At 69.9% G+C, this 22,280-nt stretch carries 15 protein-coding genes and 4 pseudogenes; 12 read left to right on the top strand and 7 right to left on the bottom strand.

The annotated features are described in order from the left end of the window. Positions 1-332 (top strand): hypothetical protein (locus ACGFU7_RS22380; protein WP_393697755.1); only part of this gene is annotated, 332 nt, incomplete at its 5' end. A gap of 309 nt (positions 333-641) precedes the next feature. On the opposite strand, the pseudogene ACGFU7_RS22375 reads toward ACGFU7_RS22380, so the two are convergent. Further along, positions 642-752 (bottom strand): annotated as a pseudogene (locus ACGFU7_RS22375) (hypothetical protein); the annotation flags it as partial. Between the two features lie 31 nt (positions 753-783). Between ACGFU7_RS22375 and ACGFU7_RS22370 the strand changes: the two are divergent. After that, positions 784-1,014: a hypothetical protein gene (locus tag ACGFU7_RS22370; protein ID WP_393697765.1), complete on the top strand. Its 231-nt coding sequence runs from the start codon at positions 784-786 to the stop codon at positions 1,012-1,014. 186 nt (positions 1,015-1,200) lie between these two features. Next, positions 1,201-1,503, top strand: a pseudogene (locus ACGFU7_RS22365) (IS5/IS1182 family transposase); the annotation flags it as partial. A 223-nt stretch (positions 1,504-1,726) separates the two neighbouring features. On the opposite strand, the gene ACGFU7_RS22360 reads toward ACGFU7_RS22365, so the two are convergent. Both ACGFU7_RS22360 and ACGFU7_RS22355 read right to left on the bottom strand, forming a co-directional pair. Further along, positions 1,727-2,410 carry a group II intron maturase-specific domain-containing protein gene (locus tag ACGFU7_RS22360; RefSeq protein ID WP_393697754.1) on the bottom strand — a complete coding sequence of 228 codons (684 nt, stop codon included), beginning with the start codon at positions 2,408-2,410 and terminating at the stop codon, positions 1,727-1,729. Positions 2,411-2,474: 64 nt separating this feature from the next. Next, positions 2,475-2,564 (bottom strand): annotated as a pseudogene (locus ACGFU7_RS22355) (helix-turn-helix domain-containing protein); the annotation flags it as partial. Positions 2,565-2,682: 118 nt separating this feature from the next. Here ACGFU7_RS22355 and ACGFU7_RS22350 point away from each other — a divergent pair. Continuing rightward, positions 2,683-2,907: an EamA family transporter gene (locus tag ACGFU7_RS22350; protein ID WP_393697762.1), complete on the top strand. Its 225-nt coding sequence runs from the start codon at positions 2,683-2,685 to the stop codon at positions 2,905-2,907. A 484-nt stretch (positions 2,908-3,391) separates the two neighbouring features. Here the strand turns inward: ACGFU7_RS22350 and ACGFU7_RS22345 are convergent, their stop codons facing one another. Next, entirely contained in the window at positions 3,392-4,492 is a 1,101-nt protein-coding gene (locus tag ACGFU7_RS22345) for an Lrp/AsnC family transcriptional regulator (protein ID WP_393697753.1), read from the bottom strand. 104 nt (positions 4,493-4,596) lie between these two features. Here ACGFU7_RS22345 and ACGFU7_RS22340 point away from each other — a divergent pair, with 104 nt between their 5' ends. Both ACGFU7_RS22340 and ACGFU7_RS22335 read left to right on the top strand, forming a co-directional pair. After that, positions 4,597-5,799 carry a M20 family metallopeptidase gene (locus tag ACGFU7_RS22340; protein WP_393697752.1) on the top strand — a complete coding sequence of 401 codons (1,203 nt, stop codon included), beginning with the start codon at positions 4,597-4,599 and terminating at the stop codon, positions 5,797-5,799. Then, positions 5,796-7,286 (top strand): MFS transporter, encoded by a 1,491-nt coding sequence (locus ACGFU7_RS22335; RefSeq protein ID WP_393697751.1) that lies wholly within the window; start codon positions 5,796-5,798, stop codon positions 7,284-7,286. The genes ACGFU7_RS22340 and ACGFU7_RS22335 overlap by 4 nt, the downstream gene beginning before the upstream one ends. A 306-nt stretch (positions 7,287-7,592) precedes the next feature. On the opposite strand, the gene ACGFU7_RS22330 is transcribed toward ACGFU7_RS22335, so the two are convergent. Beyond that, on the bottom strand, positions 7,593-8,432 hold the full coding sequence (locus ACGFU7_RS22330; RefSeq protein ID WP_393697750.1) for an IS5 family transposase: 840 nt from the start codon (positions 8,430-8,432) through the stop codon (positions 7,593-7,595). A gap of 230 nt (positions 8,433-8,662) precedes the next feature. Here ACGFU7_RS22330 and ACGFU7_RS22325 point away from each other — a divergent pair. The 6 genes and pseudogenes from ACGFU7_RS22325 to ACGFU7_RS22300 all read left to right on the top strand — a co-directional run. Continuing rightward, a pseudogene (locus ACGFU7_RS22325) lies at positions 8,663-12,232 on the top strand (DUF6531 domain-containing protein); the annotation flags it as partial. Beyond that, positions 12,229-12,981 carry a hypothetical protein gene (locus ACGFU7_RS22320; RefSeq protein ID WP_393697749.1) on the top strand — a complete coding sequence of 251 codons (753 nt, stop codon included), beginning with the start codon at positions 12,229-12,231 and terminating at the stop codon, positions 12,979-12,981. The pseudogene ACGFU7_RS22325 and the gene ACGFU7_RS22320, both read left to right, overlap by 4 nt. Positions 12,982-13,819: 838 nt before the next feature. After that, a complete protein-coding gene (locus tag ACGFU7_RS22315; RefSeq protein ID WP_393697761.1) occupies positions 13,820-15,016 on the top strand; it encodes a M20 family metallopeptidase in 1,197 nt (398 codons plus the stop codon). A gap of 13 nt (positions 15,017-15,029) precedes the next feature. Then, entirely contained in the window at positions 15,030-15,986 is a 957-nt protein-coding gene (locus ACGFU7_RS22310) for a GNAT family N-acetyltransferase (RefSeq protein WP_393697748.1), read from the top strand. Next, positions 15,983-17,089, top strand: coding sequence for an o-succinylbenzoate synthase (menC, locus tag ACGFU7_RS22305; RefSeq protein ID WP_393697747.1), 1,107 nt, complete (start codon positions 15,983-15,985; stop codon positions 17,087-17,089). Before ACGFU7_RS22310 ends, menC begins: the two co-directional genes overlap by 4 nt. Before the next feature lie 118 nt (positions 17,090-17,207). Continuing rightward, positions 17,208-18,866 carry a PucR family transcriptional regulator gene (locus ACGFU7_RS22300; RefSeq protein ID WP_393697746.1) on the top strand — a complete coding sequence of 553 codons (1,659 nt, stop codon included), beginning with the start codon at positions 17,208-17,210 and terminating at the stop codon, positions 18,864-18,866. 21 nt (positions 18,867-18,887) lie between these two features. On the opposite strand, the gene ACGFU7_RS22295 is transcribed toward ACGFU7_RS22300, so the two are convergent. Together ACGFU7_RS22295 and ACGFU7_RS22290 are read right to left on the bottom strand one after the other, a co-directional pair. Beyond that, complete coding sequence (locus ACGFU7_RS22295) at positions 18,888-20,978, bottom strand: prolyl oligopeptidase family serine peptidase (protein ID WP_393697745.1); 2,091 nt, start codon at positions 20,976-20,978, stop codon at positions 18,888-18,890. Further along, complete coding sequence (locus tag ACGFU7_RS22290; protein ID WP_393697744.1) at positions 20,975-22,261, bottom strand: erythromycin esterase family protein; 1,287 nt, start codon at positions 22,259-22,261, stop codon at positions 20,975-20,977. Before ACGFU7_RS22290 ends, ACGFU7_RS22295 begins: the two co-directional genes overlap by 4 nt. Between the last annotated feature and the right edge of the window lie 19 nt (positions 22,262-22,280).

Genomic DNA, 22,280 nt, shown 5'->3' with positions numbered 1-22,280 from the left:
CGGCGGGACCGGATGGGCGGGATCCCGCGCACGAGCGGTTCCAGGCCCTGACTGTCGTGCATGTTGGCACCGGAGATGCCCAGCGACAGCGGCAGCCACAGGCCATGCCGCTCGGCAACGGCTCGCTCGGCGCCGGCGTGTGGGTCGCCAACGGGTTCACAGCACAACTCAACCGGGCCGGCACCCTGCCCAACCGCCTCTCGCCAGGACAGGTGGTCGTCCCGGGCCTGAGCCAGCTCACCCAAGCCGCCGACTACAAGGGACGACTTGACCTCTACGACGGCGCATTCGTGCAGACCGGCAGCCCGGTCTGGAGCGTTGATGCATCCTGAGTCCTCAGGCCGTGGGCCCATGACTAGCCAAAACGGTGATCATGGGCCCTGTTGCCGTTCTATGGAGGTGCCCTCAGGGGCGGGGTTCCGGGGAGAGCCCCGCGGCCTGGCCATGCGCACCGACAAGCTCGCCATCGCGTACGAGGCCGCACTCCACGTCGCGGCGAACCTCATATGGATACGCAGATAACCAAAGAGAAGGTCACAGTCCGTGGCTTGCGTGATCTTGAAGGCGGCAGGGGCCAGGTCGGTGTCCTTGTTGTACGGCAGCACTACGACCTGGCTGAACTTTCCGTGCTCCTTCACAGCCCACACCGAACTGCGGTCGTGCGAATAGATCGTGTAGGCCCCCTTCGTTTCCGCAACGGGCACGATGGTCCACTCCTCAGCCCGCGCCTGATCGATGAGGTAGCCCATCACTGAGCCTTTCTCGATGCCGACCGGAGCACCCTTGGCGTCGAGCTTGTACCGACCGTGGGGCAAGGTCCACCTCGACGGCGTCGTCTACAAGCCCATCCCCGACGGCAACGTCCGGCTCGCCAATCTGCGCTCGGGCGATCTCCAGGTCGGCGACCAGATGGGCCCCGTCGACGTACAGAGCGCACTGACCGAACTGGGGCTCCAGCTCTTCAACTCGCCCTCGCTCGGCTACCAGGACATGGGCCTCAACGGGGGCTGGTGACGACGTCCGTCTCGTCGCTGAGGCCGGCTCGCTTGATCTGCGGGTCCACCGCGGGCCAGCCGTCGGCGAGGGGCTGGACCGGGCTGAACGATGTCTGTTTGTCCGTGGCGATGTCGGCGATGATGGCGATTCCGCAGCTGACATTGGTCAGGTGGACGGGCTTGCCCGGCGGGAACTCGTCGAGCTCCCGCTCGACAACGCCGGGGTAGGCGCCGGTGGTGCGGTCGCAGCCGTCCCGCGACGCATCACCCAGCGCGGGCTGCGGGTCGCCGACGAAGCCGCCGGCGGTGTACGAGTCGCCGGATCGCCCGCAAGGGCATCGAGTCCTCCACCCGGCTCGGCCGCCACCGCTGGGCCGTCGAGCCAACGGTGTCCTGGCTCGCCGGCTGCCGACGCCTGCACCGTCGATATGAACGCAAGCCCGAGCACTTCCTCGCCTTCGTCGGCATAGCCGCAACCCTCATCTGCCACCGCCGACTCACCAAGTGAAACGACCTCTGAGCCTCCGCCTCGCCGAAGGCGACGCCGCCACCGTCTTGCTACACGTGCTGGGCCGCGCGCACCCCAGCACGATCCGGCGCCGCTGAGCCAGCGCCTGCGGTGACTTCGCCCGCCGCGACCACCGCACCAACGCCGTTCGTCGGGTAGGACCGCTGCATTGCTGCAGCGGTCCCCCCTCAGAACCGGCCGTGCCCGTTGCCGAGCAACCGGCTCAAGCAAGCCCCATGGGCTCGCGGGTCGTCAGAAGTGCTGGCGTCTTGCCGGTGTCGGCGTTCAGCCGACGGTGGCAGTGGGTGTGGATCAGGCGTGGGACGGCGGGTTTGTCCGGCTTGCTATTGCCCGCATCGGCGATGATCGCGTGTTTGCGGATCGCGGTGCGGGTGACCTTGAGCCACTGTTCCCACTGGTCGGGGGTTTGCGGCTCGTGGTCGGCGTGCAGCAGCAGTCCTCCGCAGAGTGGGCATCGGCCGTCCTGCTTCTGCAACAGATGCAGGGTGCCTTTCCCCAGCGGGGGTTTGCTGCGGCGACGCCGCTTGGCCCAGAAGTCTGCCAGGGCGGGATCGTCGGTCGACGCCGTTCCTGGCACCATCCGGTGCCGGACGATCGGCGTCCAGGCGAACTTGTAGAGGTAGAAACCGCTGGTGCGGTCCCCGAACACCCACCTGTCATGCCTGAACGGGTTGAACATGCCGAAGTACCGGTCGGTCACCCAGCGCTTCGACTTGTTCGCGTGGGAGAACTTGGCCCACTTGTAGACCAGCCTCCACACGTAGGCGTCCAGCGAGTTGAACGCCCGCTTGGACACCCCGATCCGGTAGTAGGCGGCCCAGCCCTTGATGACCGGGTTGAGCTTGGCGATCACCGCGTCGGCGTTGGCCCCTCGCAGGGCCAGCATCTCGGCGGCGAGCCGTTCCCGGATCCGCCGCGTCCGTCAGCCCGTCCAGACGCAGGGTGATGAACCTGGAGCGCCAGCGGTTCACCGTCGCGTGGGCGATGCCGAGTTCGGCCGCGACCTCCTTGTTCGTCCCGCCCTCCGCACACCGCAGCACGATCTTCGCGCGCAGGGCCAGGAACTGCGCGGTCTTCGCCCGCCGCGCCCAGCGCGTCAACTTCGCCCGCTCGGCTTCGCTGAGCACCAGGTCCGGCTTGCGCCGGCCCGACCTCGCCGTGGGCCTGCTGGGCGGCACCCTCTCTCTGCTCGCCTACGGACTCGTCATCTGGGCACAAGCCCACGGCGACCTCGCCACGATCGCCGCCCTGCGCGAGACCAGCATCCTCATTGCCGCGCTCATCGCCACCCTCATGTTCCGTGAACGCTTCGGCCGCCTGCGCCTGGCTGCGAGCGCGGCTGTCCTGACAGGCATAGCCGTCCTGGAACTCGCCCGTCCTTGAACGGGGCAACGTCAGTAAGCACACGGCCGACTCCCTCGCGACGACGAAAGTGACGGCCGACCAGGTCCGCCCGCGCGGCCGGGGAACGTGAGGAGGAGCGTCGGGTGAGGGGGCGGGGCGCCAGAACCTCACCATGTACACGAACGTCGCCACCTTTACGACAAAAGCGAGGACTGCTGGCCAGGGAGACGTTCTTGCGTCGCAGTATCTACTGAGGAGGACGACCGTGAGCTGGACCGGCGAACTGCGGGTGTGCTATTGGCGGCGACCATGGCGGTGTCGGTCAAACGTGCGCCCGCGTGCCCGCCACCCCCGAACCGTCAGTGGAGACGTGGAGCTTGGGACGAGAACCGATACCCTGCACGCAGAAAGCGCCTTCCGCTTGGACCGACAGAACCCCTCGACAAGGTTCATCGTCCCAGCCCGGAAGGCACTTTCGTAGTTCCTCCCCGCTTCCGTCCTCATCTCAACCGAAACAGCGAGGTCAGGGAGTGTCTTCCGGATCTCGCCAGCTGGCGCCGGCCGTGCGGACGTCCAGCGGGACGCCGCCGATGCGGTAGCCGCGTTCGTCGAGCAGATGGCCGCTGAGCTTTAGTGGCCAGAGGGCCACGGCCCGGTCGGTGATGTCCAGGTCGGGGGCGCGCTGGGCGAGTCGTACCTCGAAGCGCTGGGCGTCGGCGAGGGACTTCACCCAGGCCACGACGAGGACGTTGTTCCGGCCGGTGAGACCGGCGCACAGCCGTACCTCGCGGGCGCCGGTGACGGAGCGGGAGACGCTCTCCAGCTCCCCCGCGGCCACTCTCCCCCAGAGGATCACCGTGACGGGCCACTCCGACAGAGGGCGGGCGACCTCGCAACGGGGCTGGAGCATGCCGGCGGCGAAGAGCCGCCCGAGTCGGCGACGGACCGTGTCCGGGCTCGTTCCGCAGGCGTCGGCCAGGGCGCGGTAGGTGGCGCGGCCGTTCATGGACAGGGCCCCGACGAGGGCGTGGTCCAGGTCGGTGAGGGGGAAGAGGGGGGTGTCGGCACGGGGAGCGCCGGTTTCGGCGAGGCGGGCGATCTGGGTGCGGTCGAGGGCGCGCAGCCGCCAGCGGCTGCCTTCGGTGTAGACGGTGCTCGCGAGGTGGGTCCGGGTGGCGACGATGCCCTGCATCGCGCCGATGCCACGGGTCACCCAGTGGGTGAGCGCGGCGAGGTCTGTGGCCATCACCGTGAGCAGGAGGTCGCGGTCTCCGCTGACGTGCTCGACGGCGGTGACGTGGGGCAACTCGGCGAGGGCCCGGGCGACAGCCAGCAGGCTGCCGCTGGCGCAGTCCACCTCGACGACGGCAAGCAGTCCCTGTCCGGTCGCGGCGAGGGCAGGGGAGGGGGAGCAGCTGATCCAGGCGGCGCCGGCTTCGGTGAGCCGGTGCCAACGGCGGGCCACGGTGACGGCGTCGAGTCCGAGTACGGCGCCGATCTCGTTCCAGCCGGCGCGTGGGGCGATCTGCAGCGCGTGCACCAGGGCCTGGTCGATGTCATCGAGCGCCCGTACCACCCCGTGCGCGGAATTCCGTACCGGTTCGTTTCTGGAATCCTGCGCCATTCGAGGTCCCTTGCGTGTTTCCTGCGATTCAGGTCGGTTGGACGGTCCAGGACTTCAGTCTTGCCGCACCGATGGCCGGAACCGTATCAGGAGGTTGACGCAGCATGTCCGTACTGGAACGCGCCAGGGAACTCCAGCCCGATCTCGTGCGGCTCCGCCGCTCGCTGCACCGCGAGCCGGAGCTCGGCCTCCGGCTGCCGCGTACGCAGGAGAAGGTCCTCGCCGCGCTCGACGGTCTCCCTCTCGAGATCACGCTGGGTCAGGAGCTGACCTCGGTCACGGCCGTGCTGCGCGGTGGCCGTCCAGGCGGGGCGGTGCTGCTGCGGGGGGACATGGACGCGCTGCCGGTGGACGAGCTGACGGGGGTGGAGTACGCCTCCGAGCTGCCGGGCCGGATGCACGGCTGCGGGCACGATCTGCACACCGCCGGGCTCGTCGGCGCGGCGACGCTGCTCGCGGACCGCCGGGAGAGCCTCCAGGGCGATGTGGTGTTCATGTTCCAGCCGGGCGAGGAGGGGCACAACGGTGCCGGCGCGATGATCGACGAGGGTGTCCTGGGCGCGGCGGGCAAGCCGCTCGACGCGGCCTTCGCCCTGCACGTCTCGGCCAATCGGCTGCCCGGCGGCTGGGTCGCGTCCCGGCCCGGCACGGTCATGACGGCGTCCGACGTCCTGCGGGTGACGGTTCGCGGCGAGGGCGGGCACGGTTCAGCTCCGCACCACGCCAAGGACCCGGTGCCGGCCGTCTGCGAGATGGTGACCGCGCTGCAGAACTGGGTGACGCGCACCTTCGACATCTTCGACCCGGTGGTGGTGACCGTCGGGCGGCTGCACGCCGGTACGCAGCAGAACGTCATCCCGGACACGGCCGAGTTCGAGGCGACCGTACGCAGTTACTCGGAGGCCAACCACGAACGGCTGGCCGAGGGGCTGCCGCGTCTGGTGCGCGGGATCGCGGCCGCGCACGGCCTGGACGTGGAGGTGGAGTACGAGATGCTTTATCCGGTCACCGTCAACGAGCCGGCCGCGACGGCGTTCGCGCTGGACACGGCGCGCGAGCTGTTCGGCGCGGGCGAGGTGTGGGAGGCGCCGCAGCCGGCCAGCGGTTCGGAGGACTTCTCCCTTGTACTGAACAAGGTGCCCGGCGCGATGCTGCTGGTCGGCGCGGCACCCGAAGGCGCGGACGTGAAGAAGGCACCCCAGAACCACTCCCCGCGGGCGGTCTTCGACGACCGGGTGCTCCATCGCCAGGCGGCGCTGCTCAGCGAGCTCGCGGAGCAGCGGCTCGCCGCAGGGGCGTCGGCATGACGGCCCCGCGCGGGACGGAGGATGAGGTGGCGGCGCCCCGGGTGACCGCCGTAGTCGGACTCCTCGTCGTCTTCGAGCTCGTCAGCGGCCTCCTCCAGGGCTCGGCCCCAGCGCTGGTACCGGCCGTCCAGGACTGGCAGTCCATCAGCGCGTCGCAGGCGCAGTGGTACATGGCCGTGCAGTTCCTCGCGGCCGCCGTCGCGGTGCCGGTGTTCGGGCGGCTCGGAGATCTGTACGGGCACCGTCGGCTGACCCGGATCGCGCTGGTCTGCGTCGCGGTGGGCACCGTCCTGGTGGCCCTCGCACCGAATCCGACGGTGCTGCTGGTGGGCCGTGCCCTGATGGGCCCGTTGGCGGCGCTGCTGCCGCTGGAGATCGGCCTCGTACGGGACCGGCTCGACCTCGATGGCGGCCGGCGGGCAGTGGGACTTCTCGTCGGTGCGCTCACCCTCGGCTCGCTCCTCGGCCACGGCCTGGTGGGCCCCCTGCTCGCACTCACCGGCGGCATCCGGGCCACTCTCTCGGTCCTCGCCGCGCTCGCGTGTGCCTGCCTGGCCCTGTCGTACTGCGCGATCCCGGAGTCACGGAAGCGTGCGCCGGGCCGGATGGACTGGACGGGGGCGCTGCTGCTCGGCCTCTCGCTGCTGCTGTTTCTCGGCACGACGGCGCGAGGTGCGACCTGGGGTTGGGCCTCTCCGCTTACCCTGGGCGGTCTCGTGCTCTCCCTGGCCGTGCTCGCCTGGTGGGTCCGGCTGGAGCGGGACCGGCCGCACGCCCTGGTCGACGTCCGGGCGGTGGCCCACCGCCAGTCCGCGCCGTACTACGTCTCAGGCTTCCTTTTCGGCGCGGTGATGCTGGGCGGGCAGGCGGTCGGCATCTCGTATCTGGCCGCGTCCACGGCCGACGAGGGGTACGGGTTCGGACTCACGACCTGGGAGATCAGCGCGTGGGGCGCGGTGCCGCATGTGCTGGCCTTCGCCGGGGCGAGCCTCGTGGCCCGGGTGGCGGCCCGCTCCGGCTACCGTCGTGTACTGCTGCTCTCCTTCGCACTGATGGCGGCAGGGAACGTGGGGCTGATCGCCGCGCACACCGCTCTGCCACTGTTTGCCCTGGCGTCCGCCGTCGCCGGCTTTGGCATGGGCCTGGCCTTGGGCGGTCTGCCCACTGTGATCGTGGAACGCAGCGCCACGGACCGGACGGCGAGTGCGACCGCCGTCTACAACAACCTGAAGACGCTGGGCGGCAGTGTCGCGGGCGCGGGCTCGGCGGTCGTCCTCGGCTCCCTCGTCGTCGAGGGTACGGAGATCCCGGCGCTCTCCGCGTATCTGACGATCTGGGGGCTGAGCGCACTGCTGTGCGTGGGCGCGCTGGTCCTCCAGATACTGACCGGTCGTGAGGTGCACGCTCCGGGTGCGACGGGGTACCTCGGCTCCGGCGCGCGTACGACGGGCGGTACGGCCACGCCGGGCCCCAGTCGGGCGGCTTGAACGCGACGCTCCGCCGTGTGGCGGCACTCCCGCGGCCCGAAGACCACACACGTTGGTTCACCCCGAGCTGGGGCAGCGGGCGGGGCCCGGCATCAAGGAGCACGCGGATCGCGTGGCGCGGCCGCGTGCCTGCTCGCGGACATAGCGAGCGGGACCGCTAGGGGCGGCGGCCGCCGACGACGCCCTGCCCTGGCCGGTGGCTAGCCGGCCGCGTTCGCCTGCCTCACCCTGGCCCCGCACCATCGCCCGCCTTGGCGAGACGATCCCTGAGAGGGCGTTTGATCTAGGCAGATTGCCCTTTCTGCCCTAGTAGGTTCCTCGCCAGGTGGGGGTGGTCTCGTCCGTTATGCGCTTGGTGAGGTTGTCGATCGACGCGATGTGGATCATGGCCTCGGAGCTGGCGGTGAGGGTCTCGTAGTCGCGGGCGAGGCGCCGGTGCATCATGATCCAACCCAGGCTTCGCTCGACAACCCAGCGCCTTTTGACTACGTGAAATCCGCGAACTCCCGGGTTTCTGTTGACGACTTCGACATCGATTCCAAGGTTCGCCCCGTGCTCGATGACTGCGTTCTTGAAGCCGGTGTCGACCCAGCTCTTGGCGATGGTGGGGTAGGTCTTCTTGGCCTGGTCGAGGAGGCGTATTCCCACGGCGTTTTCGGAGAGGCTGGCGGCGGTGACGGCCACCGCAAGGATCAGGCCGATCGTGTCGGTGAGGATGCCTCGCTTCCTGCCTACGATCTTCTTCGCGGCGTCCGTTCCCTGGCTGTTCAGGGGTACGTTGGTGGAGGTCTTCACGCTCTGGGTGTCGATGACGGAGGCGGTGGGTTCGGGTTTGCGACCCTCTTTCACTCGGGCCAGGCCGGTCAGGTCGTAGTTGAGCTGGGCAAGGATTCCCTCGTCGCGCCAGGCGGCGTAGTAGGCGTAGACGGTGCCGTGGTTCGGGAAATCGTGCGGGAGGTATTTCCAGGGGATTCCGGTGCGGTTGATGTAGAGGATTGCGTTGAATATGTCGCGGAGGTCGACCTTGGCCGGCTGGTCGGTGGGCCTGCGGTCGAGCCGGGCTTTCCGCCAGGCCGTCAACGTCGGCTCGATCAAGGCCCATCGGGCGTCGGACGGGTCGCTGGGGTACGGCTTGCGCTGGCTCACGCCGTAGCGTTGGCATGGACGCGGCGGACGATGTCGTTCCTCTACTGATGGGCGTTTCTACCTCATCTTCAAACCAGACGGACTTCATGCACGAGAACCGAAGCAAACGGGTGGCCAGGTCGGTAGCTCGGCGGCCATGAAGACGCGCATATGAGGGTGAATAGCTTGAAAACGGGCAAGCGCAAAGGTCGCCCGACGGCGCAGATCATCTCTAAACGACCTCTAAGACGTCCCGACCCCAGGACGCCGTTGAGAGCGAGATCACCGACCCGATTGACCTCGCTACTGGCGTGATGTATCTGCCACAGACGGACATGGTCCTGCCGGGTGCTCTTCCTCTCGTCTTCCGGCGCCGGGTGGCCTCCGACTACCGGGCAGGGCGCTGGTTCGGCCCGTCCTGGGCATCCACTGCGGACCAGCGACTGGAGATCGACGCCGAGGGCGTTGTCTTCATATCCGAGGATGGCCTGCTGCTGTCCTACCCCCACCCCGCACCTGGTGTCCCGGTCCTGCCCAGCCACGGCCCCGAATGGCCACTGGACATGAACCCCGACGGCGACTACACGCTCACCGACCCGGACACAGGCCACGTCAGGCACTTCACCACACGTCACAGCACCGAAGCACTGCTTGCGCAGATCGACGACCGCAACGGCAACTGGATCATCTTCGAGTACGACGCACTCGGGACACCGACGTCGATTGTCCACCACGGCGGCTACCACCTCGAACTCACCACCGACAACGGTCGCATCATTGCCCTGAGCCTCAAAAACGGAGCCCCTGACGGCACAGACCAGCAAATCCTCGCCTACGGCTACACCGACGGCCACCTCACCGACCTCACCAACTCCTTGACCCGCCCCCTGCGCTTCAACTACGACGAGCGCGGCCGCATCACTTCCTGGACCGACACCAACAACAGCCGCTACGACTACACCTACGACGACCAGGACCGCTGCATCGCCGAAGGCGGTGTCGAAGGCCACATAGCACTACGGCTGGACTACGACGGCACCGATCCCGCGACCGGCCTTCGGGTCACGACGGCGACCGCCAGCAGCGGCGCCGTCCACCAGTACCTGATCAATGACGCACACCAGATCGTCTCGGAGATCGATCCGCTCGGCGCGGTCACCGGCTTCGAACGCGACAGCCGCAACCGACTGCTGTCCCGCACAGACCCTCTCGGCCACATCACCCGCTTCACCTGCGACGAGACGGGAAGACTGACCACCGAGGTCCGCCCCGACGGCCTGGAATCATCCGTGCAGTACAACGATCTCCGGCTACCGGTCCGCGTCACCAACCCGGACCGGACCGTGGTCGAGTACGCGTACGACGAACGCGGCAACCGAACTGCGGTCACCGACCCGTCCGGCGCCATCACCCGCGCCGCCTACAACGAGGCCGGTCACCTGGTCTCCGTGACGGACGCACTCGGCAGCACCACCCGCATCCGCAGCAACGCCGCCGGCCTGCCCGTCGAGATCACCGACCCGCTCGGTGCCGTCACTCGCATCACCCGCGACGCCTTCGGCCGCCCCACCATGCTCACCGACCCCCTTGGCGCCGTCACCCGCCTTGAATGGAGTGTCGAAGGCAAACTCTCTCACCGCACGGATGCGGACGGCACGACACAGTCCTGGACCTACGACGGCGAGGGTAACTGCCTGACCCACATTGACGCCTCCGGCGGCGTCTCCAGCTATGAATACACCCACTTCGACCTCCCGCTCGCCAGCACCCGGGCCGACGGCGGTCGCTACGAGTTCGAGCACGACAACGACCTGCGCCTCACCCGGGTCACCAACCCGCAGGGTCTGACCTGGACTTACGAGTACGATGCGGTTGGCAACATCGTGTCCGAGACCGACTTCGACGGGCGGACCCTGACCTACCGTGTGGACGCCGCGGGCCAGCTCACCGAGCGGGTCGACGCCCTTGGTGGGACCATCTCGTTCGAGCGAGACCGGCTGGGCCAGGTGCTCTGCAAGAACGTCGACGGCCGGGTGACGACCTACGCGTACGACCGGGCGGGCCGCCTCCTGGAGGCGGTTGGTCCGGAGAGCGAACTGCGGTACCAGTACGACCGTCGCGGACGAGTCAAGACCGAACTCGTGAATGGCCGTCCCCTTCTCCACTCCTACGACGACCTTGGACGGCGCATCCGCCGTACCACGCCCACCGGACATGTCACCTCCTACGCTTACGACTCCGACGGCCTTCCCTCGCGGCTGACCACGGGTGGTCGGTGGGTCGACTTCACCCACGATGCCGCCGGTCGCGAGCTGGTCCGTGCCTTCGGGGACGCGATCATCATGACATCGGCCTGGGACGAGGTCGGACGGCTTGCCGCGCAACACATCACGGCAGGAGCCCGGGCCATCAACAGCCGCGCCTACGCCTACCGCGCCGACGGGCATCTGCTCTCCATCGCGGACCGGCTGTCGGGTACCCGCACCTTCGATCTCGACCGCATGGGCCGGGCCACCGCTGTCCATGCCCCTGGCTGGACGGAGCGGTACGCCTACGACGACGCGGGCAACCAGACCTCGGCGTCCTGGCCGGACCGGCACCCGGGCCGCGAGGCCACCGGACCTCGTACCTACAGCGGCACCAGCATTACCCGCGCCGGCGGTGTCCGCTTCGAGCACGACGCCCTTGGCCGGGTCACCCTGCGGCAGAAGACCCGCTTGTCCTGAAAACCCGACACCTGGCGTTACGAGTGGGACACGGAGAACCGCCTCACCTCCGTCACCACCCCCGACGGGACCCGTTGGCGCTACCGCTACGACCCACTGGGGCGTCGCACCGCGAAGCAGCGCCTGGCCACCGACGGCGAGACCGTGGCCGAGGAGGTCCGTTTCACCTGGGACGGCCTCACCCTCTGCGAACAGACCAGTCACCGACCGGACGCGTCGAACACGGTCGCTCTCACCTGGGACCACCAGGACGTCGTCCCGCTGGCCCAGACCGAGCGCATCCTCGCGGCCGACGGCCGCCAGGAGGAGATCGACCGCCGGTTCTTCGCTATCGCAACCGACCTCATCGGCACTCCGACCGAGCTGATCGACGAGGCGGGCGCCATCGCCTGGCGCGGCCGGAGCACCCTGTGGGGCACCACGGCCTGGGCCCGGGACAGCAGCGCGTACACCCCACTGCGCTTCCCTGGTCAGTATTTCGATCCCGAGACCGGGCTCCACTACAACTGCTTCCGCCACTACGACCCCGAGACCGGCCGTTACACTTCCCCGGACCCGCTGGGGCTGGCTCCTGCGCCGAATCCCGTCGGCTACGTGGACAACCCGTACGCGCGGTGCGATCCGCTGGGCCTGAAGACGTACACGAAGGAGGAGAAGGCCCAGCAGGCCAGGGAAAAGGCCAGGGAAAGGGCCCTTAAGGCCGCGGCCGGGGTCAGTGAAAGGGCGCAGGACGGCACGCTCCGCAAGCACCCCAAGTACCACGGAGACGAGAGGCACAACTTCAGCGGCGAAAGGGTCCTGGAGATCCTGAAGAACCCGGACGCGGTGTACCAGTCGGCGGGCAGCGCCGGAAAGCTTATCTTCCGGCAGGGCGAGGACGTCGTCGTGACCCATGGGCCGGGTTCCCAAGCTGGCCAGGCCATCACGGCGTACGGTCCGTCGGGCATCAAGGGCGAGTCCGGTGCGACGGCGCTGGGCGGCAAGGCCACGGACCCCGGTGCGCCGGTCACCGACAAGGACATCGTGGGGGGAAGGATTCCGGGCAAGGACGGATTCATGCCCCCCGCAGAACGATTGAGGCAGCACCGACCATGAGACTGACCTTCGACAACGACTGGCACGCGACGGTGACGGCCGATCCGCTGCCCATCATCCCCCGCTTCTCGGGTAACTCCGTGGACATCGCGCACTACGCGGACGTAAAGGAACGTGAGCGGTTCCTCCTGGCCACCTTCGGCAGCCAGGAATGGCTGTGGGACACGCCCGACGTCCTCCGGTTCGACCCAGACAGCCGGAGACTGGCCGGTGTCGAGTTCCAAATGCCGGGGGAGTCCGCTTCCGCCGAGGACTCCGCCCGCGTTTCCGTCCTGCCCGCGGTACGCCCGGGTGGGCTCCGCGCGGACGAGGTCCGGGACTTCCGGCTGGAGATGTGTGAGGTGCTGTGCCGCGCTCCCGGGGACGCCGTGCTGACCAGTCTGCGCGACCTCGACGTCCTCGACGAGCCGTTGGAGGCCCGCATCGGCATCGCTCCCGACGTGGCCCTCCTCGTCCAGCACGGCACCGTCGTCGGCTGGAGTCTCGCGGATCCCGCGCGTTACCTGACTCAGGTGTTCGCCGCCCCCGACTCCAACCCGCCGTTCCCCGCTACCCGGCGGCTGCTCACCGAGTGCCTGGACCTGATCACCGAGCCGGTGATCGATGACGTGATGGACGACGAACCGGCCGCCCTGGCCCGGCTCCGGGCCGCCGACCAGGCCCTGCGCGCCCAGCACGAGGACCGTCCCCGGGCCGACGCGCTGCTCGCGCTCATCGCCAACATGGTGGAGGACCACCGGGACTGGTGACGGACAGCCGAAAGCGCTGAGGCGAACTTGGCGCTGTAGGCCACGTTTCGTGGATTCCGCCGGTTGTGAGCGGTTGCGTGGCTCCACATCGTGGCTGAGACCGGTGACGGGCCGCCTGGTGCTGAGTGCGGGACTGGCCCGGCCGATCAAGGGCGCTTTCGGTGTCGCTTCGGGTCAGTCGGCGGCCACCCTGTCGCGCTGTCGTAGGTCCAGCCTTCTGGCGACAGTGGCTGCTGGCACGCTTCGGCAAATCAGGCCCGTCTCGACCGTGACGCTCATTTGACGCTCCGGACGCCTGAGGTGTCGCCTACGGAGCAGAGAAACCGGTTCTGGCCTGCGGTATCTCCTGGCCTCGTTGGCTGCGACATCTTTTCGATGACGCACCACGTGGAGTGCGTGGCGATCCTTGAACCGGTCGCAAAGGCCGTCTGACCTGAAGGTTCGGGTGGCGTGCGGTATGTGCGGTATGTGCGCTGTAGGCGTTACGGGCGATGTCTTGGCGCTGAAATGACGCTCTCCGAGGCATCTTGACGCTCGCTCTGATGAGGCGTCAGGATCTTTGGATCGCGGGTCAGATGGTTTGCCGTCCCCGCGGCAATGGGCGGTACGGCCTGAGCCGGGTCACTGCACTGGAGGCCCGGTTCATCGCCCCACCCCAATCGAGCACATCGATATTGGCCGACCGGACAGATCTCACCGCGGCCCAGCTCACGATGCTGGGCAGATGCGTCGACTGGAGGTGTCCGCCGTGACAGAACACCGCGCCGTGGTGAATCGAACCACTGGGCAGGAGGACGGTGCCCGGCCGGAGAGCCGGGAACGAGAGCGTGTGGCCGCGATGATCGCAGACGTTGAGCGGCTGGTGCGCTGCGAGTCCCCCTCGGACGACCTGGCCGCAGTAGCCCGCAGCGCCGAGCTGGTGGCCCGGATCGGCGCCGGTCACCTCGGGGCCGAGGCGGAGCGGGTAGTCATCGACGGATGCACGCATGTGCGGTGGCGCTTCGGCCGGACCCCGCGCGTGCTGCTCATCGGGCATCACGACACGGTGTGGCCGGTCGGGTCGTTGAAGAGCCATCCGTTCGAGGTTCGCGACGGAGTGCTGCGCGGCCCCGGTTGCTTCGACATGAAGGCCGGCCTGGTGATGGCGTTCCACGCCTTGGCGGACCTGATCGGCACGGGGGCACGGACGAGTGCGTCCGGACCCGGGGCCGCGCATCCGCTGGACGGTGTCACCCTCCTCATCACCGGTGACGAGGAGCCGGGTTCGCCCTCGTCCCGGGAGCTCATCGAGGGCGAGGCCCGCTCCTGTGCTGCCGCCCTCGTACTGGAGGCCGCCGGACCGGGTGGGGCCCTGAAGACGGAACGTAAAGGGGTGTCGCGCTACGAGGTGTTGGTTCGAGGACGTGCCGCCCACTCCGGCCTTGAGCCGGAGCGTGGCGTGAACGCGACGATCGAGGCCGCCCACCAGATCCTGGCCGTGGCCGCACTGGGCGATGCGGCACACGGTACGACTGTCACGCCGACCCGTCTGGAGGCGGGCACCACGAGCAACACCGTCCCCGCCTCGGCACGCTTCGATGTCGACGTCCGCATACGGGACGCGGCAGAGCAGCACCGTGTGGATCGAGCGATGCGCGACCTGCGGGCCCGGCTGGCCGGCGCAGCCGTGGAGGTCACAGGTGGTCCGAACCGGCCGCCCTTGCAGGCCACCGCATCGAAGGATCTTTTTGCGCGGGCGTGCCGGCTCGCGACGGACCTCGGGCTCGGCCCGCTCACGCAGGTGGCCGTCGGCGGCGCCTCCGACGGAAATCTCGCCGCGGGAGTCGGCACCCCCACCCTCGACGGCCTGGGGGCGGTAGGCGGCGGCGCGCATGCCGACGACGAACATCTGCTCGTCGCGGAGCTGCCGCGGCGGACCCGACTGCTCACCGCGTTGGTGGCCGACCTCCTGGCACCGCAGGACGGCTGTCCGCCCGGACGAAGCGGGAGCCTGCATCCTGTGCCCTCGAACCAGCTGCGCGAAGATCGGGGTTGAAACCATGACCTGCGTGACCGATTTCCTGCGCGACCGCACCGAATCCCCGCCCGTCGACGCGGCGTACGCCGCGGCTGAGACCGCCGCGCGCGTCGCGGGCATCGACATCCGTTGCCTGGACAGTGTCAGTGAGCTTGAGGCCGTTCGGCGCCTGTACGAGCAGATCTGGCGCACCGGCGAGAACAGTCCGGTGGTGACCGCCGACCTGCTGCGTGCGCTGGCGAAGGCGGGCAGTTACGTCAGCGGCGCCTTCGTGGGGGACGAACTGGTCGGCTCCTGCTTCGGGTTCTTCTCCCCGCCGGCGCGCGCGGCCCTGCACAGCCACATCGCGGGGGTGCTGCCCCACGTGCGGCGGCGCAACGTCGGATTCGCCCTGAAACTGCACCAGCGGGCCTGGACGTTGGCGCGGGGTGTGGGTGAGATCTGCTGGACGTACGACCCCTTGGTGCGCCGCAACGCGTACTTCAACATCGCCAAGCTGGCTGCCGAGCCTGCCGAGTACCTGCCGGACTTCTACGGCCCCATCGACGACGGGATCAACCTCAGCGACGACAGCGACCGGATTCTCGTGCGGTGGCACCTGGCGTCTCCGGACGCCGAGTCGGTCTGCGCCGGGCGGCCCAGACCGGCCGACGCGGAGGCCGCCCGGTCGCGCGGAGCGACCGTCGCCCTCGAAGTCTCCGCCACGGGCGCGCCGTCGATGGGGCGCACCGGCGGCAACGCACGCACCGTACTGGTGGCCGTACCCGAAGACATCGAGGCACTGCGCGAGAGCGACCCGGCGTGCGCCGTGCGCTGGCGCACGGCGGTACGGGACGTGCTGGGCGGACTGCTCGCCGACGGCGCGCGGGTGCGCGGCTTCGACCCGACGGGCTGGTACGTCGTGGACCGCGGAAGCCCGACGCAGGACGTCGGCGGCACGCGCCGGCACGGAACACACCACAACGAAGCGCCACAGGAGACAGTGTGAAGGTCACCGGAGTCGAGCTGCGCACCATCAAGGCACCTCTCGTATCCCCGTTCCGCACCTCGTTCGGCACCGAGACCGTGCGGGAGGCCCTCCTGGTGCGCGTCGTCACCGACGAGGCCGAGGGCTGGGGCGAGTGCGGCGCGGGCACCGCTCCTCTGTACTCGTCGCAGTACACGCACGCCGCCGCGGACGTCCTCAGCCGCTTCCTGGTCCCGGCGCTCGCGGGGGTGGCCGACCTCGACGCCCACCGGGTCGCCCCGGCTCTGGCCGCGTACAAGGGGCACCGCATGGCCAAGGCCGCCCTGGAGACGGCGGTGCTGGACGCGGACCTCCGGGCCCGGGGAGTGCCCCTCGCACACGCCCTCGGCGCGGTCCGCGACAGGGTGCCGTGCGGGGTGTCGGTGGGGATCACGGAGTCGATCCCCGCGCTCCTCGACGCCGTCGCCGGATATCTGGACGCCGGCTATCTGCGGATCAAGCTGAAGATCGAACCCGGCTGGGACGTCGAGCCGGTGAGCGCCGTCCGCGAGCGGTTCGGCGACATCCTGCTGCAGGTGGACGCCAACGCCGCCTATCGCCGCGGCGACGCCCGCCATCTGGCCCGGCTCGACCCGCTCGCCCTCCTGATGCTGGAGCAGCCTCTCGCGGAGGACGACCTCCTCGGCCACGCGGAACTCGCGCAGCGCATCACCACCCCGATCTGCCTCGACGAGTCGATCGTCTCCGCCCGCGCCGCCGCCGACGCGCTCGCACTGGGCGCCTGCCACGTGGTCAACATCAAGCCGGGCCGCGTCGGCGGCTATCTGGAGGCGCGGCGGATCCACGACGTCTGCGTGGCGCACGGCGTCCCCGTCTGGTGCGGCGGCATGCTGGAGACGGGACTGGGCCGCGCCGCCAACGTGGCGCTTGCCGCACTGCCCGGGTTCGTGCTGCCCGGCGACACCTCGGCCTCCGACCGCTACTACCGGACCGACATCACTGCACCGTTCCACCTCGTGGACGGACATCTCGCCGTGCCGACCGGGCCGGGCCTCGGCGTCACCCCGGTCCCGGAGATTCTGGACGAGGTGACGGACTCGACGACCTGGGTGCCCGTCCCCTGAGGCCACCGCCACGCCGGCCCGTTCGTCCGTGCGGACGAACGGGCTGGCATCATTACGTCATGCGTCACCAACTCCGATGCCGGTGGGCCGGGCTAGTTTCGGCCCCGTGCTCATTCCCGTGACCAGCCTTCCGCGAGCGAGCCTCGCGCGTGTCCTGGAGGAACTCGGTTCCACCCTGCTCGATGTCGTCTGCGGTGACGCGGAACGCGCCGACGGCATCGGTGGCGTCGTCATCCACGACCCACTCGACGAGCCGGAACTCCCGGACAACGCACTGGTCCTGGGCGTGGCCCTGCACGACCTCTCCGACATCGCCCGAGTCGTCACCCGCCTGGGGCAGCGCGGCGCCGCCGCCCTGGTGGTGCGCGCGCCCCTCACCGCCGACGAGGCGCTGATCGATGCGGCCGAGGCGTCGGGCGTGGCCGTACTCTCCTTCGCCCGCGGCGCCTCCTGGACGCACCTGGCGGGGATGCTCCGGACGCTGACGACCGACAGCAACCGGCATGACATGAATGGTCACACGGCCGACCGGATCGAGTCCGGCGACCTCTTCGCGGTCGCCAACGCGATCGCCGCGCTGCTGGACGCGCCCGTCACCATCGAGGACCGCAACTCGCGCCTGCTGGCCTTCTCCAGCCGGCAGGAGGACATCGACCCCTCGCGGGTCCAGACGATCCTGGGCCGGCAGGTCCCCGAGCACTACACGCGCATCCTTGAGGAACGCGGGGTGTTCCAGGCGATCTACCGCAGCGACCGCCCCGTCTTCGTCGCGTCTCTCCCCGAGTCGGGCGACACGACACAGCCGCCCGAACTGCCGCGCGCGGCGATCGCCGTGCGCGCCGGGGACGAGATCCTCGGCGCGATCTGGGTGGTCGTCGCCGAGCCGCTGAGCGAGGACCGCAGCGAAGCGCTCTACGAGGCGTCCAAGCTGGTCGCGATGCACATGGTGTGGCAGCGCGCGGACGCGGACATGGAACGGCGGCAGCGCGCGGAGCTGCTGGCCACCGCACTGGAGAGCGGCCCTGGATCACCCGAGGCGATCCGCCGCCTCGGCCTGAAGGACGAGCCCGCCGTCGTTCTCGCACTCACCGTCGTCGACGCGGCGAATGAACACCGGCTGCCCGCCCGTACCGCCACCGAACGCAAACGCCTCACTGACGCGTTCGCCATGCATCTGGCCGCGGTGCACCCGCGCGCCACCGCGGCGCTGATCGGCGACATCGCGTACGGCATCCTGCCCCTTCTTCCGCAGAACCGGCACGACGCCGAGGAACGGGCGGCCCGCATCGCCACCGAGTTCCTGGCCCGCGTGGGCTCCCGGCTGCGCCCCGTGATCGGCGTGGGGCCGTACGCCGAGGACAGTGCGGCGCTGGCCCGGTCGCGTACCGGAGCCGAACGGGCGTCGCGCGTCCTGCGGTCGGGAACCGCCGGGCGGTCGGTCGCCCGCCTGGACGACGTCCACGTCGAGGCACTGCTGCTGGAGCTCGCCGACCTCGTCCCGCGTGGGGACCTGCCCAGCGGCGTCCTCGCACGCGTCATCGCCTACGACGAGATCCACGAGACCAACCTGACCGATACGCTGCGGAGTTGGCTCGACGCCTTCGGCGATGTCGCCACGGCCGCCGCCTCGATGTTCGTGCACCCCAACACGTTCCGCTACCGGCTCCGGCGCGCGGCGGAGGTCGGCCGGATCGACCTCAACGATCCGTCCGCACGTCTCTCGGCCATGCTGCAGCTGCACCTGATGTCGCTCAGGTCCGCCCCGGACGGCGGATGAGCGGACGGGCCGCCCGCCCGCTCATCCGGAAGCTTCCCGACGGCCCAGACCGAGTGTCCTGATCAGAAAGGCCAGCCACTCGGCGTCCTGTGCGGTCGCCACCTCGTAGGACGTCGCCGCGCCGTGCCCGGCGTTGTCGAAGACGTGCAGGAGGATCGGCGCGTCCCCTTCCTGTGCCGCCTGCAGGCGGGCGGCGAACTTGCGCGCATGCCAGGCAGGGCACCGCGGATCGGTCGCCCCGGCCTGAAGATAGACCGCCGGGAAGACGCCGGGCCCGACCAGCTGGTAGGGCGAGAGCCGCAGCAGCCGTCGTACTTCCGCAGGATCGTCCGGATCCGCCCACGCCTTGCGGATGACGAAGTCCAGATAGGGATCGCGGGTGCCCCCGATGAGGTCGAGGAGCGGCGCCATCGGCAGCACGGCACACCACAGCTCGGGGCGCGTCGTGAGGGCGACCCCGCACATGAGACCACCGTCGGAGCCACCGGTCAGCGCGAGCCGCTCGGGTGTGGTGAGCCCTGTGGCGACGAGGTGCTCGGCGACGGCGATGAGGTCGCGGTCGCGCACGTGTTTGCGTTCCCGGTGCGCGGCCAGGTACCAGTCGCGGCCGAACTCGCCGCCCCCGCGCAGATGCGCCTGTACGAGCACGCCGCCGGCCGCGACGAAGGCGGCCATCTCGGGCTGGTACTGCGGCAGCAGAGGCACGTTCGCCGCTCCGTACGCGGAGATCAGCGTGGGCGCGGGCCGCGTCGGGTCGCTGCCCGCCGGTCGCACCACGTGGTAATGGATCTCCACGCCGTCGGGTGCGACGGCCCGCTCGAACGTCACGTCGGCGTCGAGGGTGACCGCCGGGGCCGACAGCGTCTCGATGTCCGCCTCTCCCGGACGGTGCCGATAGACGCCCCAGGAGCTGGTCGGGGTGGAGAAGGCGCAGACGAAGTCGTCCGGGGGAGAACCCACGGCCAGGCCGGTCAGGGCGAAGAACGGTGCGGAGAGTGCCCCCTGCCCGGGCAGCGGAACCTCCCCGGTGACGGCGCCGGAGCGGTCGAGGATCCGTACCCGGGCGCACGTCTGGTCGAACTCACTGAGGTACAGATGGTCACCGACCGGAGACAAGGACCGCAGCACCGTCTCGCCCTCCGGCACCAACTCCGCCCATGAGGCGGGGTCGTTGGGGTCGGCGGCGTCCAGCGGGAGCGCAACCACGCGCCCGCGTGGTGCCTCTACATCGGTCACCGCGATGTAGCGGTCGCCGACGATGTGTCCGGCGACGGTCCCGGCGCAGTCGGTGACGAAGGGGCGCCAGGGGGTGGCGGGCCGGGACAGATCGCGTACGGCGACCGGAACAGGGCTGCCCACCCGGTGACTTGCGACGGCCCAGCGGCCGTCGGCCGAGAACTGCACGAGTGTGTACTCGCGGGAGCCCTCACCGACCGGGATCGGTTCCACCACGGTGCTGCCCGCGCTGTCCCGCGTGGCGAGCCGGTGACGGTACACGGCCTGCCGGAACTCGTGCGGCGCACCGGTCAGGGCGAGGAAGAGGAAGCCGCTGCTGTCGGGGAGCCACGACACGCCACCGGCCCACGCGCTGTGCAGGACCTGCCGCGGCGCGCCGTCCAGTACGCGCCCCGAGTCCACCTCGACGAGCCGGACCGTGTTGTGCTCGCTGCCGTCGGTGCAGACGCCCAGGGCCAGGACGCGACCGTTCGGCGACGGCGCGAGCCACGACAGGAACGCGGGGTTCTGCCCGTCGCCGAACGCGGTCAGGTCGACCACCGGCCGGCCCGCGCCGAACGGCCGGTCGGCGACGACCACGCCGGGCGCCGCCGCACCGGGTGCGTTCACGGCGCGGAACCAGCGGCCCGCCGCGAACCTCGGCAGTGCCGGGCGGGACCCGGCATCGTAGGTCTCGATCAGCTTCCGTACGGCCGCGGGGTCCTGCCCGTCGTAGGCGATCGCAGTGGCGAGTTCGGCCTGGCGGCGCTGCCACCGCTGTACCTCGTCGGTCTCCGGCTCCAGCCACCGGTACGGGTCCGGCACCCGGACGCCCGCGACGTCCTCGAAGGCGTCGACGGTCCGCGCGGGCGGATACGGCAGAGGGCTGCTGTTCACTGTGACTCCGACTCCTCGGTGTCCCGGAGACCGTCAAGGTCTCCGGGACGCATGGACTGCTCTGCTGGTGCATCTGCATCCGGGGCCGCCTCGAAGCCCGCTCGCGCGGCCGCGGCGAACTCGGCACGCAGCCGCTCGAACGCCCCGGGGATCCGGTTCACCTGCCGGAAGTGGAGCAGTGCGTCGTAGGCAGCCGGGAAGTCGTCGACGGGGTCGAGCTCCCCACCGGCGAGCGTCCCCTCGACGCCGTCGAAGAACCCGGCGGGCGCGCGGCGCGGATCGAAGAGGGTCACCTCCGGGCCGAGACGGTCGAGCCGCGATTCGACGGACTCCGGCGTCAGGGTCCGCGCCCCGAGCGTGACGTCGCAGTCGAACGGACGCGACGAACGCTGGGTGAAGGTGACTTCGGGCCCGGAGCCGTACGTCATCCCGATGACGACGAGGTCCGCTCCCAGCTCGCAGGAGAGCAGACCGCCCAGGGTCGGCCGACCATGCAGCGGTGTACGGCGGACGTGTGCGTTGTGGGCGCTCACCACGATGCGCCGCTCCCGGCGCAGGATCCACTCCACGCTGCGCGCCATGAACGCCTCCCGCGGATAGGGACCCTCCGAGGAGGTCCCGTCCTCGTCGGCCTCGGCGACGAAGGCTTCGAGCGAGGCCGCGCACCACAGGGCGATCTCGGCGTCCTCGTCGTCCGGGCCGCTGTGCCGGCAGGAGCGCAGTGCGCGCTCGTCCAGTCCGCGAAGGCCGTCGAGCAGCCGGGCACGGTCCGAGGAGGACATCGCCGCATATCGGACCGCCGCCTGCGACCGGTCGCCCAGATCGCTCAGCCGCAGCAACTCCTCGTCGCCCGGGCGTGCGGGCAGCCGGTCGAGGCAGGCACGGACCGCCGGGCCGGGGGAGGTGGACGAGCCGGGCAGGTCCATTCCGTAGAAGGCGACCTTCGCCGACCCGCCGGAGTTGCGCCGACGCATCCAGCGCAGTTGCCTCCGCATCGGCTCGCACTCGCCGAAGCGGTAGGTGACGCCGTCCCGGGCGACGGTCTCGACCCGTCCCGGCCCGCCGTCGATCCACTCGTCGACGGCCAGCCCCTCGGCGAATCCGGACTCCAGGACCAGCCCGGTGAACCCGCACTCCCGGACCAGGAACCGGAACAGCAGGTCCCTGAGCCCGTAGAACTCCGTGATGTTGTGCGCGCCCTCGCCGAGCGCCACCACCCGTGCTCCGCCGATCAGTTGACGCAGCGCGGCCATGTCCGCAGACGTGTCGTGGAACGTGTCCATGACGGTTCACCACCTTCCC

It is taken from the genome of Streptomyces sp. NPDC048473, from assembly GCF_043200155.1.
GTDB lineage: Bacteria > Actinomycetota > Actinomycetes > Streptomycetales > Streptomycetaceae > Streptomyces.
Note: the sequence above shows the minus strand (reverse complement) of the source record. Positions and strands in the feature narration are given on the sequence as shown.

Excerpts from the sequence above, each read along its gene's own strand:
- ACGFU7_RS22335 (WP_393697751.1), top strand. The coding sequence starts at position 5,796 with ATGACGGCCCCGCGCGGGACGGAGGATGAGGTGGCGGCGCCCCGGGTG.
- ACGFU7_RS22360 (WP_393697754.1), bottom strand. The coding sequence starts at position 2,410 with ATGCTGGCCCTGCGAGGGGCCAACGCCGACGCGGTGATCGCCAAGCTC.
- ACGFU7_RS22315 (WP_393697761.1), top strand. The coding sequence starts at position 13,820 with ATGATCGCAGACGTTGAGCGGCTGGTGCGCTGCGAGTCCCCCTCGGAC.
- ACGFU7_RS22320 (WP_393697749.1), top strand. The coding sequence starts at position 12,229 with ATGAGACTGACCTTCGACAACGACTGGCACGCGACGGTGACGGCCGAT.
- ACGFU7_RS22345 (WP_393697753.1), bottom strand. The coding sequence starts at position 4,492 with ATGGCGCAGGATTCCAGAAACGAACCGGTACGGAATTCCGCGCACGGG.
- ACGFU7_RS22340 (WP_393697752.1), top strand. The coding sequence starts at position 4,597 with ATGTCCGTACTGGAACGCGCCAGGGAACTCCAGCCCGATCTCGTGCGG.
- ACGFU7_RS22290 (WP_393697744.1), bottom strand. The coding sequence starts at position 22,261 with ATGGACACGTTCCACGACACGTCTGCGGACATGGCCGCGCTGCGTCAA.